Source organism: Mesorhizobium sp. WSM3866 (assembly GCF_002294795.1).
Lineage (GTDB): Bacteria > Pseudomonadota > Alphaproteobacteria > Rhizobiales > Rhizobiaceae > Mesorhizobium.
In genome coordinates this window covers 210541-233013 of the sequence record NZ_NSGC01000006.1, presented here as the reverse complement: position 1 = coordinate 233013, position 22473 = coordinate 210541, and the positions used below count along the sequence as shown (strand labels likewise).

At 64.4% G+C, this 22473-nt stretch carries 16 protein-coding genes; 9 read left to right on the top strand and 7 right to left on the bottom strand.

From position 1 onward, the window contains the following. The gene (hydA, locus tag CK222_RS16225) at nucleotides 1–1443 is read left to right on the top strand and encodes a dihydropyrimidinase (protein WP_095801026.1); all 1443 of its coding nucleotides are present in this window, start codon (nucleotides 1–3) and stop codon (nucleotides 1441–1443) included. A gap of 39 nt (nucleotides 1444–1482) precedes the next feature. Here hydA and CK222_RS16220 read toward each other — a convergent pair whose 3' ends face one another. Further along, complete coding sequence (locus CK222_RS16220; protein ID WP_067327538.1) at nucleotides 1483–2088, bottom strand: alpha-ketoglutarate-dependent dioxygenase AlkB; 606 nt, start codon at nucleotides 2086–2088, stop codon at nucleotides 1483–1485. Between the two features lie 115 nt (nucleotides 2089–2203). Between CK222_RS16220 and CK222_RS16215 the strand changes: the two genes are divergently transcribed. From CK222_RS16215 to CK222_RS16185, 7 genes are all read left to right on the top strand, one after another. Beyond that, a complete protein-coding gene (locus CK222_RS16215; protein WP_067328004.1) occupies nucleotides 2204–2419 on the top strand; it encodes a KTSC domain-containing protein in 216 nt (71 codons plus the stop codon). A 356-nt stretch (nucleotides 2420–2775) separates the two neighbouring features. After that, nucleotides 2776–3396 (top strand): (2Fe-2S)-binding protein, encoded by a 621-nt coding sequence (locus CK222_RS16210; RefSeq protein WP_095801025.1) that lies wholly within the window; start codon nucleotides 2776–2778, stop codon nucleotides 3394–3396. Nucleotides 3397–3398: 2 nt separating this feature from the next. Further along, nucleotides 3399–4421: a xanthine dehydrogenase family protein subunit M gene (locus CK222_RS16205; protein ID WP_095801024.1), complete on the top strand. Its 1023-nt coding sequence runs from the start codon at nucleotides 3399–3401 to the stop codon at nucleotides 4419–4421. Between the two features lie 2 nt (nucleotides 4422–4423). Continuing rightward, nucleotides 4424–6703: a xanthine dehydrogenase family protein molybdopterin-binding subunit gene (locus CK222_RS16200; RefSeq protein WP_095801023.1), complete on the top strand. Its 2280-nt coding sequence runs from the start codon at nucleotides 4424–4426 to the stop codon at nucleotides 6701–6703. Between the two features lie 404 nt (nucleotides 6704–7107). After that, nucleotides 7108–7941, top strand: a complete 834-nt coding sequence (fghA, locus tag CK222_RS16195; protein ID WP_095801022.1) for an S-formylglutathione hydrolase — start codon at nucleotides 7108–7110, stop codon at nucleotides 7939–7941. Nucleotides 7942–8193: 252 nt separating this feature from the next. Then, nucleotides 8194–10743, top strand: a complete 2550-nt coding sequence (locus CK222_RS16190) for a caspase family protein (RefSeq protein WP_095801021.1) — start codon at nucleotides 8194–8196, stop codon at nucleotides 10741–10743. Between the two features lie 92 nt (nucleotides 10744–10835). Further along, complete coding sequence (locus CK222_RS16185) at nucleotides 10836–11048, top strand: hypothetical protein (protein ID WP_245307621.1); 213 nt, start codon at nucleotides 10836–10838, stop codon at nucleotides 11046–11048. Nucleotides 11049–11121: 73 nt separating this feature from the next. Here the strand turns inward: CK222_RS16185 and CK222_RS16180 are convergent, their stop codons facing one another. After that, nucleotides 11122–11688 (bottom strand): hypothetical protein, encoded by a 567-nt coding sequence (locus tag CK222_RS16180; RefSeq protein WP_176477654.1) that lies wholly within the window; start codon nucleotides 11686–11688, stop codon nucleotides 11122–11124. Between the two features lie 173 nt (nucleotides 11689–11861). On the opposite strand from CK222_RS16180, the gene CK222_RS16175 reads away from it, so the two are divergent. Next, nucleotides 11862–12395, top strand: coding sequence for an OmpA family protein (locus CK222_RS16175; RefSeq protein WP_176477658.1), 534 nt, complete (start codon nucleotides 11862–11864; stop codon nucleotides 12393–12395). 54 nt (nucleotides 12396–12449) lie between these two features. Here CK222_RS16175 and CK222_RS16170 read toward each other — a convergent pair whose 3' ends face one another. The 5 genes from CK222_RS16170 to tssM all read right to left on the bottom strand — a co-directional run bounded on the left by CK222_RS16170 (nucleotide 12450) and on the right by tssM (nucleotide 22469). Further along, nucleotides 12450–14873, bottom strand: coding sequence for a M23 family metallopeptidase (locus CK222_RS16170; RefSeq protein ID WP_095801019.1), 2424 nt, complete (start codon nucleotides 14871–14873; stop codon nucleotides 12450–12452). Continuing rightward, the gene (locus CK222_RS16165; RefSeq protein ID WP_095801126.1) at nucleotides 14870–15280 is read right to left on the bottom strand and encodes a DUF1036 domain-containing protein; all 411 of its coding nucleotides are present in this window, start codon (nucleotides 15278–15280) and stop codon (nucleotides 14870–14872) included. The genes CK222_RS16170 and CK222_RS16165 overlap by 4 nt, the downstream gene beginning before the upstream one ends. A gap of 101 nt (nucleotides 15281–15381) precedes the next feature. After that, nucleotides 15382–18015 carry a serine/threonine-protein kinase gene (locus tag CK222_RS16160; RefSeq protein WP_095801018.1) on the bottom strand — a complete coding sequence of 878 codons (2634 nt, stop codon included), beginning with the start codon at nucleotides 18013–18015 and terminating at the stop codon, nucleotides 15382–15384. Between the two features lie 5 nt (nucleotides 18016–18020). Continuing rightward, on the bottom strand, nucleotides 18021–18785 hold the full coding sequence (locus CK222_RS16155) for a protein phosphatase 2C domain-containing protein (protein WP_066989102.1): 765 nt from the start codon (nucleotides 18783–18785) through the stop codon (nucleotides 18021–18023). A 153-nt stretch (nucleotides 18786–18938) separates the two neighbouring features. After that, nucleotides 18939–22469, bottom strand: coding sequence for a type VI secretion system membrane subunit TssM (gene tssM / locus CK222_RS16150; protein WP_176477653.1), 3531 nt, complete (start codon nucleotides 22467–22469; stop codon nucleotides 18939–18941). Between the last annotated feature and the right edge of the window lie 4 nt (nucleotides 22470–22473).

Genomic DNA, 22473 nt, shown 5'->3' with positions numbered 1-22473 from the left:
ATGGCGCGGCGCTCGCATCAGCTGGTCGTAAAAGGCGGTAGGGTCGCTTTGGATGACGGTTGGCGGGATTGCGACGTCGGCATCGATGACGGCCGCATTGCGGCGATCGATTCAGGCCTGCAAGGTGGGCAAACCATTGACGCCGCGGGCCTGTGGGTGATGCCTGGCGGCATCGATGCCCACTGCCATCTCGACCAGCCTGTTTGGGGCGGGGCCGGTAACGCCGACGATTTTGAATCGGGCTCCATCTCGGCCGCATTCGGCGGCACGACCTGCATCGTGCCCTTCGGCATGCCGGGTCCAAATATGACCACGGTGGATGCGCTCGAACGGGCGATGGGCTGCGCGGCCGGCCGTTCCATCATCGACTACGGCCTCCATGCGGTGGTGACGATGGGGACCGGCGCCAACGTCGAGGCACAACTTAGCCAATTGGCCGGGCAAGGCATTGCTTCGGTCAAGCTTTTCATGACCTACCAGGGCTTCGCGGTCGACGACGACCTGTTCTTCACCGTGCTCGATACGGCGAGGAAGCTCGGCTGGATCGTCATGGTTCATGCCGAGAACGATGCCGCCATTCGGCGCACGCGGCAGCGGCTGATCGAGCTTGGCCGCACCGAGATGCGCTATCACGCCGTGGCGCACAGCGAGATCATGGAGCGCGAGGCGACCCATCGGGCTCTGGCGCTGGCGGAGATGACCGGCGCCCGCATGACCATCGTCCATGTGTCGTCGCGGCAGTCCGCCGAGGAGGTCGCGCGGGCGCGTCAGCGCGGCGTCGACGTCGCGGCCGAAACCTGCCCGCAATACCTCTTCCTCGGTGCCGCGGACCTCGACCGCCCAGGCAGGGACGCTGCCCGCTTCGTCTTTTCGCCGCCGCCGCGCACGCCGCATAGCCGCGAGCATCTCTGGCGGCTGCTGGCGGACGGCGGCATCGACCTCTGGTCGTCCGATCATTCGCCCTATTATTTCGCCGACAAGATCGGCAAGGCGCCGGAGCCAGGTTTCACCACGACATTGAGCGGTATTCCGGGCCTGGAAACCAGGCTGCCGCTGCTGTTTTCCGAAGGGCTGCTGACGGGGCGCCTTTCGCTGCAGCGATATCTGGATCTGACCTCGCGCAATGCCGCCGCGATCTACGGTCTCGACCACCGCAAGGGTCGCATCGCCCCCGGCCTGGACGCTGATCTCGCGCTCTGGGACCCGGCACGCAAGTGGACCATCGGCCACGAAATGCTGCACTCGCGCGTCGACTTTTCGCCTTACGAAGGCAAGGCGGTGACGGGCAAGCCGATCACCGTGCTGCTGCGTGGTGAGCCGCTGATCGCGGGCGAAAAGCTGCAGGCGCAAGCTGGTTTCGGCGGCTTCGTCGCGCGCCGTCCGTCCGATCCGGCAAAGGCCGGCACGGCTGTGGAGGACACCACGCCATGGCTCGACCCCTGATTGGGCGACTTGGAATATCGGCCTGGCAGAACGTCGGACTTACAGCTTGGGTCGCAAGGTCCGAAATGTGACCGAGTAGCGGTGTTCTGCGAGCGGCGGAATGCTGTGCTCCCATTCGTTGCGCGCCGGACCGGCCATGAGATAGGCGGATCTCGGCTCGACCTCGATCGTCTGCCGGTCCCATGTCGCGCCGTTCCTGCGGCGCAGCCGGAAACTGCAGGATGCCAGCAGGGAGACGCCTGCGACGAGCTCGAAATGGGGCTTGTCGCGATGCCAGCCGATGCCCGCGCCAGGCCGGTATTCGTTGATCAGCACCTGCGAGAACTCCGACGCGGGCCGACCGGCGAAGTCGGCGACCTTGTCGCGAAGCGGCAGCAGGAAGTCGGGTATGGCCGGTGCTTCCACGACCTCGCGGCGGTCGTAGTCGTAACGCAGCCCGAAGCCGACAACCTGCCTGTTGGCTAGATGGCCGTGGAAGTCGAAGGGCTTGAACGGCAGGCCTTCGATGCAGCGCACCAACGCGCTTTCTTCGTTGCGCGTGATCAGCTCCGGCCGGTAGCGGAATCCTTCCGGCAGGCTGTTCGGGACACCGAAAAGATCTCCTTGGCGGACTTGCGCCGTGGCGCTCGATTTCGTTGACGGCATAAACCTCAGATAGGCAATTCGGCAGGTCTCGCAAGGCCCTGATCCGTCGGCAGCCGGTGCGACGGAACCCATTGACAGCTCCGGGAATTACGCATTGGCCAACGGGGCGCTCGTCATGCCTTCCACCGCCATCCGGAACATCTATTACGACCCGGCGACGAAGATCCTTTCGGTATGGTTTGTCCCGAGCGGCGACCGCTATGACTATGAGCAGGTTGAGCCAGAGACCCACGCGGCATTCAAGGCTGCTCGGTCCAAGGGCCGGTTCTTCAACGAGTTCGTGCGCGACCGATACAGCTTCCATCTGGTGGCGCAAGGACCGCAGCATTGAACCAGAGCCCCGCTCCCATGCCCTGCTCGAAACCACCCCTCCTGTCGTTGGGCAGGGCCTGTTAGCCTTATTGCTCAGCTACGGTTCGACAACTGGAGAATTGGTATCTACCGGTGTGACTTTCGATCGGTCGTGCGAGCTTGCGCAGCGCCGGTGCGCACCGCCGCGTGGCAGTCAACCTCCCTTGCGCGGAACGTTCCTCTGCTGTCCCGGCGTGCTCTGCCTCCGACTTCCGTCGATGCTGTCACAGTCGCGTGAGCTTCCGGGCCTTCGCCTGCAAAATTCGGAACAATGCCCCCGTTGAGAGGTTAGCGCCCCATAGCCAGCCCCGATGACAGCCAGCCTGGGAGCGAGCCATGTCCCGAATTTCCGCGCCAAGCACGACCGGCCTCAGCCGGCGAAGCTTCATGACAGCTACTGTCTCAGCCGCCGCGGCGGCGCCCTTGCTCAGCTCCCCAACGAGAGCGGAAAAACCGGCCGCGACCCGTTCCGGCTTGAGGGAAAAGGTCGCGGTGTCCTTGCGCATCAACAAGCAGCCTTACAAGCTTTCGCTGGATGCCAGGACTAGCCTGCTTGACGCCCTGCGGGACCATGTCGGCCTTACCGGCACGAAAAAAGGTTGCGACCATGGGCAGTGCGGCGCCTGCACCGTTCTGGTGGACGGAAAGCGCGTGCTCTCCTGCTTGAGCTTCGCCGTGATGAACGACGGCAAGGAGGTGACGACCGTCGAAGGGCTTGCCTCGAGCGACGGCAAGCTGCATCCGATGCAGCAGGCCTTCATCGACCACGACGCGTTCCAGTGCGGCTACTGCACGCCGGGTCAGATCATGTCGGCCATCGGCTGCGTCAACGAAGGCCACGCCAACTCCGAGGACGACATCCGCGAATACATGAGCGGCAATATCTGCCGCTGTGCGGCCTACCCGAACATCGTCGCCGCGGTCGTCCAGGCGCGCGATCAGGCGAGAGGAACCTGACGATGCGCCCCTTCATCTATGAACGGCCGACAGATGTCTCCGCCGCGGTCGCCATCGCATCCCGCTTTACCACCGAGGACGACCAGCCGACACGGGCGAACGCGCAGTTCATCGCAGGCGGCACCAATCTTGCAGACTATATGAAACTTGGGGTGGCGGCGCCCAACCGGCTGCTGGACCTCAACCGGCTCGAAGAGCCAGGGCTGAGGCAGATCAGGGTTACCGACGACGGCGTGCGCTTCGGCGCCCTGGTGCGGATGGGCGAGGCTGCCGACCATGGCGAAGTCAAACGCCGCTATCCCGTCATTGCCGAAAGTTTGCGGCTGGCGGCAAGCGGCCAGATCCGCAACATGGCGAGCCTTGCCGGCAACATGCTGCAGCGAACGCGCTGCGAATACTTCCGCGAGCCCTCCTGGGCCTGCAACAAGCGGGTGCCGGGTTCGGGCTGCGCGGCGATGGAAGGCTTCAACCGCCAGCACGCGGTGCTGGGCGCCAGCGATGCCTGCATTGCCACCTATCACGGCGACTTTGCCCAGGCTCTGATTGCGCTCGATGCCGTTATTCGAGCCGAGGGGTCTCGCGGAGCGCGCGAAATTCCCTTTGCCAGGCTGCATCGGCTGCCCCGCGACACGCCGCATATCGAGACGGATCTGGCGGCGGACGAGATCATCACCGCCATCGAGGTGCCTGCCTTACCGTGGGCCCGGCGCTCGCGCTACCTGAAGATCCGCGACCGCGAGTCTTATGCCTTTGCGCTGGCCTCGGCGGCCGTTGCGCTCGACCTCGACGGCGACAGCGTCCGCGAGGCAAGGATTGCGCTCGGCGGGCTGGCGACGGTGCCGTGGCGCGCCGGCGAGGCCGAAGCGGCCCTGCAGGGCAAGAAGCTCGACGAGGCATCGGCAGGTGCGGCGGCGGACGCTGCCTTTGCCGGTGCCGAACCGCGCCAGCACAATGCGTTCAAGATCGAGCTCGGCAAGCGGACGCTGGTGCGCGCGCTGCTCGAAACGCGAGACATGAAGGTGTGACCATGGACCCAGCCGCTCCGAAGCCCAAGGAGAACATGGGCGAACCGCTGCCGCGCGTCGATGCGCGGCTGAAAGTCACCGGGCAAGCCCACTATCCGGCAGACCTGCCGACGGCAAACCTAGCCTATGGCGCGCTGGCCACCAGCAGCATCGCCAAGGGCAGGGTGACGAAGCTTCACCTGGACGATGCCCGTGCCGTGCCCGGCCTTCTCGACATCGTCACTTATGGCGACATGGACAAGGTCGAGAAGCCGAAATTCGGCAACGCCGGCGCGACCTCGATCGGACCGCTGCATGACAGGACGATTTTCCACGACGGCCAGATCATCGCCTTGGCCGTTGCCGAGACATTCGAGGCGGCGGAGGAGGCGGCCCAGTTGATCCGCGCCGATTACGAGGAAGAGAAGCCGTCCGCGAGTTTCGATAGTCCCGGCACCAAAACCATTCCCGCCGCCGGCAAGAGTCCGCTGTTCAAGGAGGATGTGAAAGCAGGCGATTTCGACGCCGCCTATGCAGCCGCCGCGGTCAGGATCGACGCTCGGTATTCAACGCCCACCCAGCACCACAACCCGATCGAGCTGTTCTCCACGACGGCATTTTGGCAGGGCGATCAGCTCATCGTCCACGAGCCGTCCCAGAACGTCACCGGCTGGAAGGCCGAACTTGCGAGAGAATTGAAAATCGATCCGGCCAATGTGCGCATCGTCAGTCCCTTCATCGGCGGCGCCTTCGGCTCAAAAGGACCGATGACGCCGCGCACCGCCATCGTCGCAGTAGCCGCAAAACGTCTCGGGCGTCCCGTGCGCTGCGTGACGAGCCGCATGCAGGCTTTCGGCACACAGACTTACCGGGCCGAAACCCGCCACCGCATCCGGATCGGCGCCGGCGAGGACGGCCGCATCACCGCTTTCGCGCACGAAGGATGGGAGGTGACATCGCGCCCTGATCCCTATGTTGTCGGCGGCACCTCGGCGACCGGCCGCATGTACGACTACGGCTCGGTGTTGACGCATGTGTCGCTGGTCCAGGCAGATCGCAACACGCCGGGCTACATGCGTTCGCCGCCCGAGACACCTTACGTCTACGCGCTGGAAAACGCGATGGACGAGATGGCGGTGGCGCTTGGCATGGACCCGGTCGAGTTCCGCCGCATCAATGAGCCGAAGGCGGAACCGATCGGCAAGAAGCCCTTCTCCAGCCGCTCGCTGATCCAATGCTATGAACAGGCGGCCAATGCCTTCGGCTGGGCGAAGCGGGACCCCAAGGTCGGCGCGATGCGCGACGGCGACTGGCTGATCGGCATGGGCTGCGCCACCGCCATCTACCCCACCGCGGTGGCACCATGCGCGGCGCGCGTGCGCCTGACGTCGGATGGCGATGTGCGGGTGCAATGCGGCTCGCATGAGATCGGCACCGGCGTCCGGACAGTGGCCGCCCAGATGGCCTCGGAACGTCTTGGCGTTTCGATCGACAAGGTGACCGTCGAAATGGGCGACAGCAGCCTGCCTCCGGCCCCGGTCTCAGGTGGTTCGATTTCCACCGCAAGCGTCTGCTCGGCGGTTCTGAAGGCTTGCGATGCCATCCGGGCGAAGCTCTCCGCCGGAGCCACGGCCGAAGGCGGCCCGCTTGCCGGCTCACATAACGAGGAACTGGACCTTGACGGCGGCAAGCTTGCGGCCAGGGGCGGAGCGTCCGCGAAGATCGAGGACGTCTTCAAGGCGATGCAAATTGGCGCGATCGAGGAATATGCCGAGTTTGCCCCGAAAGGCGCGACGCCTGAGGCAGTGAAGAAACTCTATGCCGGTCAGTCGGAATTCCATGGCGGCGATCAGGACGAGGACTCGGTGAAATACGCCTTCGGCGCGGAGTTCGTCGAAGTTCGCATCAACAGCTATACTCGGGAAATCCGTGTGCCGCGCATCGTCGGCGCTTTCGCGGCCGGCCGCATCATGAACACGCGCACCGCGCGCAGCCAGCTGATGGGCGGCATGATCTGGGGCATCGGCCAGGCGCTGCATGAAGCGACCGAGGTCGACAGGCGCTATGCCCGCTACGTCAACCGCGACCTGCAGGATTACCTCGTGCCGGTCAACGCCGACATCAGGGACCTGCAGGTGATCCTGGTCCCGGAGGTAGACCACGCCGTCAATCCGGCCGGCGTCAAAGGCTTGGGCGAACTCGGCAATGTCGGCACCGCCGCCGCCGTTGCCAGCGCGGTCTACCACGCGACGGGCAAGCGCATCCGCGATCTGCCGATCAGGATCGACCAGCTTATCGCTTGACGATGCGGCGAGCGGCAGCGCACCGCGATCTGCTCATCAATCCGCTGATTGCCGAGCCGCCGGTGCAATGCGAGCACCCCCACCCGCATTGCACCGGCGGATAGCTTCCGACCATAATCCGTCGAATTTTCCCTGCCCGCTTGCCAGCGAGCGCCCCGCTTCGGTTTCGGCGAAGCAAAGGACAGAAAAAGACTTCTTTTTGCGATCCGGCCCGGATGCTCTCTTGCCGACCCTAGAACACGCGAAGGCTCGCCTGAGAGGCGACGCATAACGAGAGCGGCTCGAAATGTCCGCCCTTCTGTGGCTCGATCGCGCGTCTGTGTCATTTTGGCGAGGTGCAAGGTTGCGAGCGCGGAGTCTGGCAGCTATGTCGGCCGGACATTCCCGGCGAGAAGGCAGAACCGATGAACGTCCTTTCCACGTCCAAATCGCACGGCGGCATCCAGGGCGTCTATTCGCACGCGTCGGAAGTCTGCGCTTGCGACATGACCTTTGCCGTCTTCGTGCCACCCCAGGCGAAGGACGGGCCTTTGCCGGTTTTGTGGTATCTCTCGGGGCTCACCTGCACCCATGCCAATGTCATGGACAAGGGCGAATACCGGCGCCTGGCGGCCGAGCTTGGACTCGTCGTCGTCTGCCCCGACACCAGCCCGCGCGGTCCGGACGTTCCCGATGAGAAGGACAATTGGCAGTTCGGTTGCGGCGCCGGCTTCTATGTCGATGCCACGCAAGCGCCCTACGCGAAGAACTATCGCATGTACTCCTACGTCACTGAGGAATTGCCGGCGCTCGTCGCCGCCAATTTCCCGGTCGACATTTCGCGCCAGTCGATCTTCGGCCATTCGATGGGCGGGCACGGCGCGCTGACCATCGCGCTAAAGAACCCTGAGCGCTTCCGGAGCTGCTCGGCCTTCGCGCCGATCGTGCAGCCGACGACGGCGGGCTGGTCGCGGCCGGCGCTGGAAAAATATCTGGGATCAGACGAAAAGAGCTGGCGCGCCTGTGACGCCACGCTGCTCATCGAGGACGGCCATCGTTACGGCGAACTGCTCGTCGACCAGGGCAGCGCCGACGGCTTCCTCCAGGATGGTCTTCGTCCCTGGCTGCTCGAAGAGGCGTGCAAAAAGGCAGGCATCGCGCTGACGCTGCGCATGCAGGAGGGCTACGATCATTCCTACAATTTCATCTCGACCTTCATGGACGATCATTTGAAGTGGCACGCCGCGCGGCTGGCATAGGCAGCGCAAACGCCCGGCAGCCCTGAACCGGAAGTTGGATGGCCGCGACGCAATCCGGCGATCCAACGCGTCTTGTCATTGCGGTGAATAGGTCTCTGGAGTAATTTAGTACTTGGTTGGATGAGACGCATGCCCGCTGTCGTTATGCATGCGGTCTGCTCTGGTCCCGGCAGATTGTGAACTCTTTAACAGACCTCGGCGCCGCAAGCTGCGTTCCTGTGGCCGACAGGTCATAGCAGTTAAGGATTTGCCATGCTGCGATGCTGCGCGTTCCTTGCAGCCCTGGTTCTCGTGAGCTTCACGGCCTTCGAAGCTCATGCGGAGCGCAGGGTCGCCTTTGTGATCGGCAATTCCGAATACCGCGACATCCCGGCTCTCAAGAACCCGGACAAGGATGCCGAGGATGTGTCGAACACATTCCGCCTGGCCGGCTTTGACGTGTTCGTCGCCAAGGATCTCACCAAGCTTCGGTTCGAGGAGCAGTTCCGCAACTATCTCGCCGCGGCGGACGGTGCCGATCTCGCCGTCGTCTACTATTCGGGCCACGGTTTTCAGATCGGCGGCGAGAATTTCCTCATCCCGGTCGATGCCTCGCTCAAGGCCGCGGCCGACATCGAGGTCCAGGCGATCAAGCTCGACGACGTGCTGGAGCAGCTGCGGGCGAAATCGAAAATCCAGGTGATCATCCTCGATGCCTGCCGCAACAATCCGTTCCCGCGCAAGGACTATTGGTTGCGCGACCAGCTGATTGCCGCGGGCGGCACCGGACTTGCGCAGGTGAAGAGCTCGCTGAACACGCTGATTGCCTTCGCCACCGAGCCGGGAGCCGTCGCCTATGACGGAGCGGATGATCTCAGCCCGTTCTCGTCCGCCTTCTCGCGCCGGGCGCTGGCGCCCAACCAGGAGATCCGCACGGTGATGGCGGCGGTTCGCCGCGACGTGGTCAAAGCCACCGATGGCAAGCAGGTTCCTTGGGAGAATTCGTCGCTGATCGACGAGGTGGTGCTGATGCGCCGCGCCAGTCGACCGGCGCTGCCGCCGGTCCTGGAAAAGGTCGTGCCGTCGGGCGTCGGACCGGTGGCGCTTGACCTTCCGGAGCCGGTCGATGTCGACGGCGGCGCGGTCACCGTCAGCATCGAAAGGCCGCCGGCGCTTGGACGCCTGACGCTGGACGGCAAGCCTGTCGCTATCGGACAGCCGATTGCGGGCAAGGATCTGCCGCGCCTTAAGCTGGACGTGCCGAAAGGATCCGGCGCGCACGAAGAGGTCGACATGCTGGCCTATGCCACGCATGACAATTGGGGCGGTCAATCCCAAGGTATCCTGGTGTTTCGGGTCAAGAACGGGAACGCCGCCGAAGGGCAGCAGCTCATGGCTTCGCTCGAGGCCGAGCAGGAGCAGCAGGTGCTGGAGCGCGGCATTCACATCACCGGCGCCGCCGAGGCGATCGAGAACCGTGACGTAAGCGTCCCGGTCGGTGTCGGCCCGGTGCCGCTGAAGCTCGTTTTCCCGACCAAGGATCCCGCCGTCAGCGTGAAGCTTGCAAGCTATCCGGCAACGGGAACGCTGTCGCTCCCGGACCGGACCTTGTCTCCGGATTCAAGCCTGATGGCCGATGAAGTCGACCACTTGCGCTACGAACCCCAGATCGGCGCCGTCAAGCCGCTGAGCGTCGGCTTCGAAATAAGGGCCGACAACACGCCGTCAAAGCCGGCGACGATGAAACTGTCGCCAAGCGTCGACGCCTGTGACAGGGAGGCCGGCGAGCCTCTCGACCTGCAGGGCGTCGTCCCCGGCCTGCTGCCGAACGAAATCAGCAGCAACGCCGTGGATGTCTGCCGGGCAGCGGTGAAAGCCTATCCCGACGTCGCCCGCTTCCGCTACCAGCTCGGGCGTGCGCTGCTTGTTGCCGGCAAGGTCGACGAGGCCAAGAAGGCGATCCAGGAGGCTGCCGACATGGGGCATGTCCGGGCGGTGTTCGAGCTTGGCTATCTCAACGCCACGGGAACGGGAATGCCCGTCAATCGCAAGCAGGCCAATACCTTCTATGCCGCAGCGTCCGACAAGGGCGATCCGTATGGAATGACCTCGTGGGGTCGCGCTTTGTTCAACGGCTATGGCGTCGATCGTGATGCCACCAAGGGGTTGGACCTGCTGCTCAAAGCGGCGGCGATGGGGCACACCTATGCCATGAACGACCTCGCCGCGATTTTTACGGAAGGTCGTAACGGCGTACCTGCCGATCCGGCTCGCGCCGTGGCCTTCCTCAAAGCGGGCGTCGAACGGCAGGACATGTATTCGATGAACCTGCTCGGCCGAAATTATCTCGCCGGCACTGGGGTTGAGAAGGATCCCAAGAGCGCGCTCGAACTCTTCCAGAAATCCATGGATCTCGGCCAACCCTACGCTCCCGGCAGCTTGGCGCGTATGTACAGGGACGGTGTCGGTGTGCAGCAGGACCTTGCTGAGGCGCAACGCCTTTTCGAGGTAGCGACCGACCGCGGTGATCAGTCGGCCGCATATGATCGCGCGGCTCTGGAACTGCAGCGGGGCAACAAGGCGGACCAGCCTCTCGCCGTACGTTACCTTGCTTTCGCGGCGGCGCTCGATGTTCGCAACGAAATTCCAGATGCCAAGGCCACGCTGGCGAAGTTCGGAGCTAAAGCGAAAACGGCGGCCCTGAAACAGCTGCGTGGGGAACTCAAATCAAAGATTTCGGCGGAAGGCTCGTTGGACGTTCAACTGGTCAAGACGGCCAGAGCGGTCTGGGAGCAAGCCAATCCGCGTCGGGACTTGTTCTGATCAACAAGGAGGCAATGGTGGGCAGGGCATCGAAACTGGCAATCATAGCAACATTCCTAACTGGAGTTCTGGCTGTCGCGGGGTGCACCGCCGTGACGCCCCAGGTCGAACCGGAGCCGACGACGAAGCAAAAAGTCGTTCGGACAACGACCACGCCAAAGGTGATCCAGCAGAAGAAGGTCACCGCGAAGAAGCCGATCGAACCGGCGGAGGTAACAACTGAAGCTCCGCCTCCAGTTATTCCAGCGATGGGCGGAGGCGGTAGCGGCGGCAATAGTGGTGGTGGCGGCGGCTGGGGAGGTTGACCCCAAGGGGCGCAAGGCGGCTATACGTGATCGCCGACATTCGAGCAGGCTTGGCTAGTTTGAGCAGGCTTGGCTAGTAAGCATCGGCCGGTTGCTGCTGCGCCTCCATCTCCGCCATCTCGATGCCCATTTCGACGAAGGCTGAAAGCACGGCAAACCGGTCCGCGAGCGATACCCGCGCAAGGCCTGCCAGTATCCCCGCGCTGACGGCATGGGCGGTTGGAAATTCGGCTGTAGCCTGATCGATGCCCGAGTCGCCGTCGCGCCAGCCTGCTGCCAAAGCGATCCAGGAAACCGGCGTCGCGGGCGGCACCTCCACGGCCTGGGCCACCGCCTCACGATGGTCGGGATTGCCGGGTTGGCCGACCCAGTCGCCGACGAGCGCCAGCAATTCGAGGTCCCTGTCGCCGAGGAGCTCGGCAAGGTTGCTCAGGCACTCATGCGCCCACCAGATCGCGGCCCGCTCGGGCAGCACATAGGCGCAGAAGGTGATTGCTTCCTCCGGCACGCGCCCGGCGAGCAGCGCCCGGCAAAACTCGATCGAGGGCTGGTCTGTCGGGACCGCTTTCATGTCCCGGGCGATGGCGGGGCAAGCGCTGAAGAGATCCCGCGCCGTCCTGAACTGGAGCCCCCTCGCCATGGCTGCCACGCCCTTATTAGGAATAGGGATACTGAAGCCCCGGCGGAGGCGCTGGTCAAGCATTAGCTTAGCAAATGACCGGCGCTCGCAGCGTGTGTTTGTTCACAGACAACCGGCGCGAGATTTGCTATCGTCCGTCGCAGCGAGATCCGCTCAAACAGGGAGTAACGGTCATGCGGTGGGCCAGTTCAGCCTTTGCATTGGCGGCCGTGCTTTTTTCGACGCACGTTTCCGCTGATCCGCTTCAGAAATCCGAAGACATCGTGAAGTTCTTCACCGGCGCGGGCAATCTCGGCGCGACGCGGGGGATCTGCGTCGGCACTGAAGAAGAGTGCAAGAGCAAGAACGACCAGAACGCGGCCTCGACCAAAACCGGGCTCGACATGATGATCAATTTCGCGCTGGATTCGGCCCAGCTCGACCAGACCGCGCGCACCGAGCTCGACGAGTTCGCCAAGGCGCTGAAAGACAACCGGCTGAGTTCGTTCAGCTTCGTTGTCGAAGGCCACACCGATGCTTCGGGTTCGGATCGCTACAATCAGGACCTGTCGCAGCGCAGGGCGAAATCGGTTGCCGCATTCCTGACCGCGAACGGCGTACAGGCCACCCGGCTCGAAGCTATTGGTCTCGGCAAGTCGCACCCGCGCGTCGCCGATCCCTACGATCCGGTCAACCGCCGGGTCGAGATGCGGATCAGGACGGAATAAGCCGCACGAATCACTCACGCTGCGAACAGCGACCGACGGTAGCGCGACAGGGCCTCAAAGGGTGGCCTGGATCGAGCTTATCAGGGCCGTGACGGCTTGCTTGTATTTCTCGAACTCCGGCGATGTCTGTCGGACCTGGGTCGTGGGCGTCTGCTGGTTCTGATCGGACGATGCCAAGCGGGTCACCTTCTGACCCATTTTCCGCTCGGCCCAGTCGACGACGTAGCTGGTGGTCTTTCCGGTAAGGAAAGGGTTGGCCTGGATCACGGCGGAGCCGAGCACTGCGCTCAATTGCGCCGAGCCGGGCGCCGCCAGAACCTGGGCAGCACCTTCCATGCCCAGGAAATGGCAGAGATAGAGCCGCCCGGCGGTGATCTGGTGGCCGCGGGCGCGAAGATAGGCTTCGCCCTCGCGCGCCAGATTGCGCACCATCTCGCGCGACAGCGTGGCGTCGTAGCGGAGCGCGAGCAGGTCGGCGGTCGACAGCGAGCGGGCGAGATCGGGCCGATAGGTGTTCATCATCCGGATCCAGGTCTTGGTGATGAACTGACCGGCACCGGTCGCCGAGGAGAGCGGGTTCTTGGCTCGCGCTTTGCCGCCACTTTCGACATGGACGATGCGGTCGGTCAGCGTCTCGACGGCAGCATCGCGGTAGCCGCCGCCGGCGCCGCCGGACGCATAGGTGGCGACCGTGGTGACCGTACCCAGCGGATCGATCGCCTGGCCGCTCTGGTAGAGCTCGAAATGCAGGTGCGGGCCGGTCGAAAGTCCGGTGGTGCCGATATAGCCGATGACGTCGCCGGCCTTCACTTTGGTGCCGACGCCGCTCGCGATGGCGAATTTCTGCATATGCGCGTAGCGCGTCTCGCGCCCGTTGGCATGTGCAATCTTCACCAGATTGCCATAGCTGCCGCCATCGCCCTGGAAGGTGATTTCGCCGTCGAAGGCGGCCATGATCGGCGTGCCGACCGGAGCGGCCCAGTCGACGCCTTTATGAATGCGAACGGTGCCCAGGATCGGGTGTTTGCGCGGGCCGAACGTCGAGGTCATCACCCCGCTCACCGGCGTCACCATGCCGTTGGTGACGTTGAGCGAGCGAACCTCGTCATTGCCCGTCACGCACGCATACTGGCCATCGCTCTGCTGGAAGACGAAACAGTCGAGCGTCTTCTCCGTGCCCTGAACGCCGACATAGAGGACCCGTCCTGAGATTTCGCCCTGGCCGCGCGGCGTCTGCGAGTAGATCAGCACCAGCCGCTGGTCCTCGCTGGCGAAGGCGTCGAGATCCTGTCCTCGCGACAGATACATGATGGCCTCTCCGATCACGCTGGTCGGAACCTTGTTGCGGGCGGCCGTCGAATATATCGCATCGAGCAGGCGATATTGGCGCTTGGGCCCGCCTTCGTCGGATGCGCCTGAATAGTTGAAAAGGTCCTCCCGCACCCACGGGTCGACGCCCGACACGAACGCGCCCGCAGCATTGCGCGTCAGCGTGCCGACATAGACATTCCTGGCGTAGATCGAGACCTGCATAAGCGACATGGTGGTGGTCTCGCGGTTCGGCCTGAATCCGCGCATCGCCACGACAAAGCCCGCCCCCAGCCCGTCACGGTTGAACAGCGTCTTCAGCGCTTCGCCCGCCAGCTTCGCGTCGTCGGCGGAGAAATGCGCATCGGCGACGACGCTGTCCAGGCTGCGGTCGTTGAGGATTTTTACGAATGTGTCCTCGGTCGCCTCGAAGCGCTGGTATTCGCTGCTGACGGTCGCAACGGTCGTGTTGTTCTCGATCTGGGTCTTCTTGAAAGCGGGAAGGGCGGCCTCGCCCTGGTCGACGGTCTCGCCCCAGCCCGCTTCCGGATCATCGGCATCCGCCTTGGGCGCTGAACTGGCAGGAGCTTCGCTCTCGTCGGGTGCGGCCTGAAGGTCGTTCTCAAGATCGCCTTGCTGGTCGTCGGCTGCGCCCGGAGCGAGGGGGGCGGCTTGCCGATCCTGCGGCGCCGTTGCAGGAGATTTCGGCACGGTCTGCCGCTGCGCCTGGAAGAAGGCGAAATCCTCCTGCGTCGAGGGGATCGTCGTCATGAATTTTTCGCTGGCGCTCAACATTACATCGGACAGGATTTCGATCTGCGGCGAGGCGCCGGAACTGTCGAGCTCGGCCGGGCGCGCGACCGTCTTGCCCTTGGCCGTGTCGGCATCGGGCGCGAGCGTGATCCACATCGGATCGCCGGCGAGGTCGATGATGGCCGGCACATAGACCGAAGCGTCGGGCGGCACGTCATCCCTTCCCTCGACCGGATGCAGTTCCTCGTCCTCGTCGCCGAAGGACCAGTAATCGCGTGTGAGGTAGAAACCCGTCGCTGTCGAGACGAGGACGAGTGCCGCAACGCCGGAAAAAATCCAGCGCCACAGCTTGCGCCGCCGCTCGGCAAGGCGCGCCTGCTTCTTCAGTTTGAAGCTCGTGTCGATGCTGTGCGTCACTGGCGGTTCCCGCTCAGGAAATAGGTCCAGCGCACCTGCTCCTGCGTGTCGACCTCAACGAAGCGCGCCGCGATATGGCCGCGCTGCCAGCATTCGTCGATGCCGCGGATCGAGAAGCGGCGCCGGTCGATGCACATCTCGATCGATCCGGTGAGGATCGCATGGCCGAAGACGTCCGTGGCATAGATGTAGATGTAGCGGTTGGTCAGCTCCTCGCGGATGACGTTGACGCATTGGTTGGCGCCGATCGTCCACCAGCCGTCGGTCTGGTCGGCATCGTCGACCTTCTGTCCAACGGCGAGGTTGACGACGTCGAGCGTCTGGTTGCAGACGGTGAATTCGGCATGTGCCTTGTTGACGGATAGCATGGAGAGCAAAGCCATGCCGGCAAGCGCAGCAAGCTTCATGCGGCCGATGCGATCAGCAACAGGCCGGATCGGTCCGCGCTCCTTGCGTGACTGGGAAAGGGTGGAAGAGAGCAGGCGGCAGAGAACCATCGGCGTCCGCGCTATCCGCCAAGCCGGAAATACTTGGCGGTGGCCGAAAATCCGGAATCGTCCGTCTGGATCTCCTTAAGGATCCGGGGCAGCACTTCCGAGGCGGGGGTCGGGCCCGCGAACATCGCGGCCTGGACGTCCCGTGGCCCGGTGATCACCAGGATGACCTGAGGCAAAGCCTTGCCGGCCGCCTTGTCGTCAGCGGCGAGATCGATGGCGATCTTGAAGGTCGCCCTGTCCGGCTGCGCGACCATGCGGCTGTCGAGGTTGAAGGCGGTGCCATTGTGGTTGATCAGCAACACGCTGGAGATGAGCCCCCCGCGCGTCACCAGCGTGCCGCTGATCGGTGATCCGTCGGGCACCGACGTCCGGTCGAGCATGAGCTGCGGTCGTTCAGCCTCGCTTCGGTCGAGAAGGTGCAGGAAGGTGGGTACGCCGCATTGTGATGGGGTAATCAGGCGCACGCTGATGTCCGGCTCGACGTTGAACCTGGACTGGAACGCACCGAGCAGTTGCTCGAAAGGCTGCACGGCCGTTCCGAATCCCTCGATCGCCGCGGATGTGCCCGTTGCCGATGTCAGGGTCGCGTAGAAGCAATTGCCGCCGCTGAAGTCGCGCACCCAAGAGGCGCGCTGAGCCAACGCGTCGGTTTTGTTTGGCGGCGGCGGAACCTGGGGCTTTGGCAGATTGATTGCGACGTCGGTATTTTGAGATGGCTTGTTGGCCGGCGGTGGCTGCGGCAGTGGTGCCGGTTGTGTGGTCGAGACTTTCGGCCTTGCCGGCTGAGTAGCCGCTTCGGGCGCTGCCGGCTGGCGCGCAGTCGAAGCCGGCGCCTGATTTTGGTTTTCCGTAACTTGCGGCGCCGGCGTCTTCGACTTCGACAATTTGGACAGAGCGTCGACGAGGTCGGATGCGCTCGGTTTCGTCGCCGGCGGTTTTGCTTCCGGCGCCGCAGCAGCTTCCGCCGTCGGGCTCGACGGCTTTTGGTTTTCCGCTGCTTTCGGCAGGGGTGCCGGCAAGTTCTCGACCGACGGCTGAGCCGGTTCGGGCTCCGCCGGCTGCGAGGCTTTCGCCTGGTTGTTTTTGGCCAAGCTCTCTGAAGGGGCAGGCGGTGTCGGCTCAGATTTCTGTCCGGTCTCTACTTGTGCCTGTTTCTGGGCGGTCTTGTCCTGCGGTTGCGGCGCAGCCGATAGGGCAGGCTGTGTCGGCTTCAGCTCAGTCTCGGCCTGCTTCTGGACGGGTTGTGTCGTGTCTTGCGGTTGCGGCAGAGCCGGAGCGGCAGGCTTTGCCGGCTCAACGGTGGCTGAGCTGTCCGCCTTCGGTTCTTCCGGCTGCGGTTCGGCCGGCGCTTGCGGCCGAGGTTGCGGTGCTTCTGGCTGAGGCGTCGGTGCCTCCGCTACCGGCTGGGGCGCTTCCGCGACGGGTTTTGCCGCCGGCTTCGGCGTAAGAGGCCCAGGCTTTTCAACGGCGGGCGGAGTGACCAACGCGCCGCTGAAATAGACGCCGGCCGCCGCCAGGACTGCCAGAACCGCGACGCCGCCCGTTATGGCCGGGATCCGCGAGGGCTTTCGCTCCGCAGGTCGGCTTGACGCACTGGCCGGAGCCGCCGCCGGCGCCGGCCTCGGTTGCGACAGGTGCGCAGGCCGCACATGCGGAACGAAACGCGGTTCGTCGGGAACAGCAGAAGCCGGGGGACTGGTGTTTGGCAAGGCCGTCCAGCCGGCGCGCGGCAAGCCGGATCGTTCCCGCGGAGCAAACGATCCGGGCGGCGGCAAGGTCGCGTCGAGATCGTCGTCACGCGTTGCCCTGGCGATCTCGGCCATGCTGGCGGGCCGGTCTTGAGGATCCGGCTGCAACATCGCTTCGATGAGTTCGCGGAAATCGGGATCGATGTCCGACAAGTCCGGCACGGTGCGGCGCTTCTCGATGACCTCATATTGCGAGCCGCTCATGTCGAGCGGCTTCCCGCGCAGCGCGGCGGCCAGCACCAGGCCGAGGCTGTAGATATCGGATTGCTCGCTGACCTCGCCGCCATAAAGGCCGAGCTGTTCGGGCGAGACGTAATTGTATTTGCCGGCGAATTTGCCGCCGATCAGCGTCTCGCCGCCGACATTCGCCGAGCGCGCGATGCCGAAGTCGATGATCTTGGCGCGCTCGACCCGGCCGCCCGGCAGGATAATGTTGTCGGGCGAAAGGTCGCGGTGGACCGCGCCGGCCTGATGGACGGCGCTCAGGCCCGAGGCGAGGCGATGGCAAAGCCGACGCACGTCCGGCGGCGCCATCGGGCCGCGCCGCATGACATCGAACAGCGACTGGCCGTCGACGAACTCCATCGCCAGGTAGGGGCGGCCGATGCCCGGATCGATGGTGAAGACGTGGTATCGCACCACCGCGTCATGCGACAAATGGTTGAGGATCGAGGCTTCCTTGCGGAACAGCGACAGGATGGTTTGGTCGCGCGCGAACTCGGGCAGCACGATCTTGATCGCGACATGGTCGCCGGTCTGGATATTGTGGCCGCGATAGACTTCGCCCATGCCGCCGGATGCGATGCGCTCGTCAAGCTCGTAAATGCCGCTGAGCTGCGTGCCGACGCCGGTATTTGCGAGGTTCGGCGAAATCCGCGTCCTGTCGTCGTCGCTCATGTGTCTCAGCCCCTGGACCGATCCGCATCGAGCGGTCCGTTGCGTCCGTCGCCGATCCTGACCAGCACGATGGTGACATTGTCCGTTCCGCCGCGCGCCAGCACCGTCTCCAGCAGCTTCTCGCACGCGGCTTGCGGCGGCGCGGACTTCACCGCCGCTTCGATCTCCGCGTCGCTGACATGCGCGGTGAGCCCGTCGGTGCTCAATACGAAGATATCCCCCGGCATCAACTCGCCTTGCTGAAAATCGATCTCGAGTTCGTCGCTGACCCCGACGGCGTGGGTGATCACATTGCGGCGCGGCCAGGTGAGCGCTTCCTCCGCGCTGATCATGCCCCGGTCTAGCAGCTCCTGGACTTCGGTATGATCCCTGGAAATCTGCGAGATAGCGCCGCCGCGTACCAGATAGATGCGGCTGTCGCCGGCCCACAGGCCCGCGAACCGCCCCTCCATGGCGAGCAGGGCGGCGAAGGTGGAGCCGATGGTGATGCCGCGCGAACGCGATATGTTGCGGATCTCGGCATTGGCGCGGCTCAGCCGGTCCTCGAAACGGGCGCGAAGGTCCGGCGCCGAGCTCGCAATGCCGATCGTCGCCAGGTGGTCGACGATGCTGGCCGAAGCGACCTCGCCGGCCTCATGGCCGCCCATTCCGTCGGCCACCACCCAAAGGCCGGCTTGTTGCTCGACCAGATAGTTGTCTTCGTTGTGGTCGCGCACACAGCCTTTGTGGCTGACGCCGAAACTCTCAATGGAAAGGGCGACAGTGCTCAATTTGCCACCAAGCGCTTCGCGAGCGTCCTCTGTGACGAACGATGGGCCGCGTGCCCAGGCCAGTTTGCCACAAGCGCATACTTTAGAGTATCAAAATGAAGGCGAGAGACGGTGCTGCTCGGGAACGATCCGATCGACCATGACGGCGCCATCTCAGAATGCCTTCGGACAGCTGAATCCGGACAGCGCCGGGAGCAGGAAGGGATTGGCGCCAGAGCCGCTCTCCATCTTGTAGGCGACGTCGCGTCCGCCGATCACGAAGCGCGCCTCGGCACCGGCGCCGTTGCTGGTGACGCTCGCCTTGTCCAGCAGGCGCTTCAGAGCCCATGGCCCTTCGAATTTGAGGGCGGACTCGCGGCCGGGCATCTCCGGCGTCAGGCTGAGGCTCGCGGATCCGGAAGCGCCGCCGCCCGGCCATGTCACCGTGCTCGGCGCATTGCCGGCCTGCGTGCTTTGCACCGTCTGCCCATCTATGTTGAGCACCGCGCTATCCACCTCGCTGTTCAGCGAGGAGGGCGTGAAGGTGATCGAGACCGACGGCGCCGAACCGCCGGAGGGGAAGAAGGCGCTGCGGATTTCCGCCGCCGACTGGAACGCCTTCAAGGTCGATTTGGCGAGGTCGCGGCTGGAGCGGGCCTCCTGCTTCCAGGTCCAGTCCTGGCCTGTCATGTCGATCAGCGGCGCCAGGTTCTGCGCAAAGAACCGGTCCATCAGGCCGCCCGGTGCGAACAGCTTGGCGAAATCGGCAAGAGAGATTTCCTCGCTGCCGTCGCCGGCAAAGGGATAGTGGCCGTTGACGGCTTCCTCGCAGGGGCGCGTGACCGTCTCGTCGAGCATCTGGTTGAGGTTGGCTACCGAAGTCTCGGCGACATTGCCTTCGAACTCGTCCGCCGCCGCGTCGACCATGCGCGCGAGCTGCTTGGGCAGGCGCGAGGCATTGGCGCGCATCGTCGAAATCTGCAGCTTCAGGTTCGCGTTGACGCGCTCCGTCTGCGCGGGGACATCCGCTGCCAGCTTCACGCTCTGGTAGATGTCGTGGAAGTTTTGCGTCAGCGCATCGAGCGGGCGGCGACCGCTGGAGCCGCTCACCAGCGCTTGGAACGGCCTGAACTGCGCCTCGACGGTGGCGCCGGCATTCTGCGTGGCGGACGAGCTTGCCCCGGCGCGGCTCTGCGACTTGCCGCCGGCGATCTGCAGACCGATGCGGGCGAGACCCTTGGCCATAACGACCGGGTCCTGCTGCGCCGTTCCGGTGTCGCCTGCGAAGGCGGCGCCGTCTTTTGTCAGGGCGGTTTCATCGGCAATGGCCGTGAACAGCCGGTCCAGCGGCGAGTCCGGCGAGGCGGCGGCGGAGAGCGTGATATATTGCGGCTTGTCCTTCAGCATCGCCTTGAATTTCAATTGATCGAGCGCGCCGTTCCAGGCGGAGGCGAACTCCTTGCCGTAGCGATCGATGAGTTCGGGGCCGAGCCTGGGCAGGTCCTGATCGATGCCGCCCTGCTCGCCGCCGCCGCCGAGAACCCACTGGTCATCGACCAGCATTTGCGCGATGCGCGAGAGCTGCGGCAGGTAGAAACCGTTGAACCCCGCCTTGGTGTAGAGGCCGGGAACGCCAAGGTCGGCGAGCTCTGCGCCGTCCATGCGTTCGAACAGCAGCTGCGCCTCCGGACCGGCTTTGGCGGCAACGGAAAAATCCTGGAGCCTTGCCGCATAGACCGCCGATCTGATCAGCGCCGACGCGCGGTCGGCAAGGCTCATGCGTCCGAGCGAGCGTTGCGCGGCCTCGACCAGCGGCTGGTTGAGCTCGAACACCGGGTCGTAGGCATCGTCGAGCGCCAGCATGGCGCGCAGATGCTTTTCGAGCTGCGCGCGGCCTTCGCGGTTGTTCTCGCCGGGGTAGCGGTTTTCCTCCCAATCCTGCTTCATCCAGGAGACGATCAGCTCGTCGTCGACCTTGGGCGCCTTGCCGCCCAGCATCAGATAGATCTTCAACGGTTCGTAGAGCGCGATCGGGTCGGCCATCTTGGCCTGGATCGTGCGCTCCGCCTGAACCAGCAGGCGCGAGCGGAAGCTACGCTCCAGCGCCTGCCGATAGGCGGATTTGGACGCCGACAGAAGCCTCTCCCGCTGGCTGAGCCCGAAACTCTCCTCGATCGGCTTCGTTTGGCCGGCGGTCTCATATCCCGCCGGCAGGTTGCGCAGTTGATCGAGCGGGCCGATGACGTTTTCGAGGTCGACATCGGTAACTGTCGTGCTCCTGAGCAGCGAATCCGCGCCGTCCCGATACTGCGCCATCGCCTGTCTCGTGGAGCCGATCAGCGACTCGTTGGCAAAGTAGCTGAGGCCCAGCACGCCGAGCGCTGCAAAAGCTGCCAATGCGATTGCGGCGAGGCTGCCAAACCTGGCGAGCCTGGCGCGCCGCTCCGCTGTCCTGTCGAACGAGACCCAGCCGGCCTCGGGGAAGATCACCTTCGCCAGAAGATCATGCAGGAAAAAGCTCTTGCCGGTACCGGAAAGATGCGCCTGCGAAGCGCTGCCGAAATTGCGGCCGATCGCGCCCAGCACCTGGTCGATCGGTGTTCCTTCCTGCGTGCCCGAAGAGAAATAAAGGCCGCGCAGGCTGACATTTACCTGGGCCCGCGAGGCATCGAAAAGGCTTGTGACGAACCGCACGACGCGGGTTCGCAGCGCGACGAACTGGGCCGGGAAGCCGAAGATCGCGATGCGCGCCACCGGATCGGCCTCGTCCTGCAGGCGGTCGGCGATCTCGTCCGCAAGCTGCCTGGCCAGCGCGTCGAACTCGGCCGAGGTTTCGCCGACCATGTTCCTGTTGCGGTCGGTGGTCTGGAACGTCGCGCCCCAGACCTTGCGTCGGCGGACTTCATCGAAATCGCCGAAATAGTCCATGAAGCCTGCGATAAGGTCCGCCTTGGTGAAGAGCAGGTAGACCGGAAACTGGATCTTCAGCGTCTCGTGCAACTCCCGCAGCCGGCTTCGTATCTCGGTGACATGCGCATCGAGCTGCTGGTCGTCGAAGCCGATCAGATCGGCGACGCTGATGGCGAGGATCACGCCGTTGATCGGCTGCCGGGTGCGGTACTTCTTGAGCAGTCCAAGGAAACCGAGCCAGCTCGCCTTGTCGCGCTGGGCATCCGAATCCTGCGTCGTGTAGCGGCCGGCCGTATCGATCAGCACGGCATCCTCGGTGAACCACCAGTCGCAGGACCGCGTGCCGCCGACCCCGGCCAGCGGCTGGGCATTGCCGGAGCCGGCAAGCGGAAATTTCAGCCCCGAATTGACCAGCGCCGTCGTCTTGCCGGCGCCCGGCGGGCCGATGATGATGTACCAGGGGATCTCATAGAGGAAGTTGCGCCTGCCGCTCGACTGCTTCAGGGTCGCGATGGCCTCGCTCATACGCGCTTCGAGCACCCCTGAATCGTCGTTGCGGTCGCCGCTGCGAACGATGCCCGTCTCAATCGCCTTCTGCGCCTTGCGCGCTTGCCAGAAGCGGATGCCGTAGAAGATTGCGAGCAGCGCGACGGCCACGCCGATGATCGTTGTCCGGAGCCAGACCGGTCCGAGCGGACGTGTATCGGCATACCGGATCAGCGGCCCGGCATACCAGACCGCAGCCGAGAAGCCGGCAAGCGCGAGCAGGCTGAACAGCCGCAGCACCCAGCGCATCAGT

What these genes read in the sequence shown, in the direction of transcription:
- hydA (WP_095801026.1), top strand. Translation starts at nt 1, where the DNA reads ATGGCGCGGCGCTCGCATCAGCTGGTCGTAAAAGGCGGTAGGGTCGCT.
- CK222_RS16220 (WP_067327538.1), bottom strand. Translation starts at nt 2,088, where the DNA reads ATGCCGTCAACGAAATCGAGCGCCACGGCGCAAGTCCGCCAAGGAGAT.
- CK222_RS16215 (WP_067328004.1), top strand. Translation starts at nt 2,204, where the DNA reads ATGCCTTCCACCGCCATCCGGAACATCTATTACGACCCGGCGACGAAG.
- CK222_RS16210 (WP_095801025.1), top strand. Translation starts at nt 2,776, where the DNA reads ATGTCCCGAATTTCCGCGCCAAGCACGACCGGCCTCAGCCGGCGAAGC.
- CK222_RS16205 (WP_095801024.1), top strand. Translation starts at nt 3,399, where the DNA reads ATGCGCCCCTTCATCTATGAACGGCCGACAGATGTCTCCGCCGCGGTC.
- CK222_RS16200 (WP_095801023.1), top strand. Translation starts at nt 4,424, where the DNA reads ATGGACCCAGCCGCTCCGAAGCCCAAGGAGAACATGGGCGAACCGCTG.
- fghA (WP_095801022.1), top strand. Translation starts at nt 7,108, where the DNA reads ATGAACGTCCTTTCCACGTCCAAATCGCACGGCGGCATCCAGGGCGTC.
- CK222_RS16190 (WP_095801021.1), top strand. Translation starts at nt 8,194, where the DNA reads ATGCTGCGATGCTGCGCGTTCCTTGCAGCCCTGGTTCTCGTGAGCTTC.
- CK222_RS16180 (WP_176477654.1), bottom strand. Translation starts at nt 11,688, where the DNA reads ATGGCGAGGGGGCTCCAGTTCAGGACGGCGCGGGATCTCTTCAGCGCT.
- CK222_RS16175 (WP_176477658.1), top strand. Translation starts at nt 11,862, where the DNA reads ATGCGGTGGGCCAGTTCAGCCTTTGCATTGGCGGCCGTGCTTTTTTCG.
- CK222_RS16165 (WP_095801126.1), bottom strand. Translation starts at nt 15,280, where the DNA reads ATGAAGCTTGCTGCGCTTGCCGGCATGGCTTTGCTCTCCATGCTATCC.
- CK222_RS16160 (WP_095801018.1), bottom strand. Translation starts at nt 18,015, where the DNA reads ATGAGCGACGACGACAGGACGCGGATTTCGCCGAACCTCGCAAATACC.
- tssM (WP_176477653.1), bottom strand. Translation starts at nt 22,469, where the DNA reads ATGCGCTGGGTGCTGCGGCTGTTCAGCCTGCTCGCGCTTGCCGGCTTC.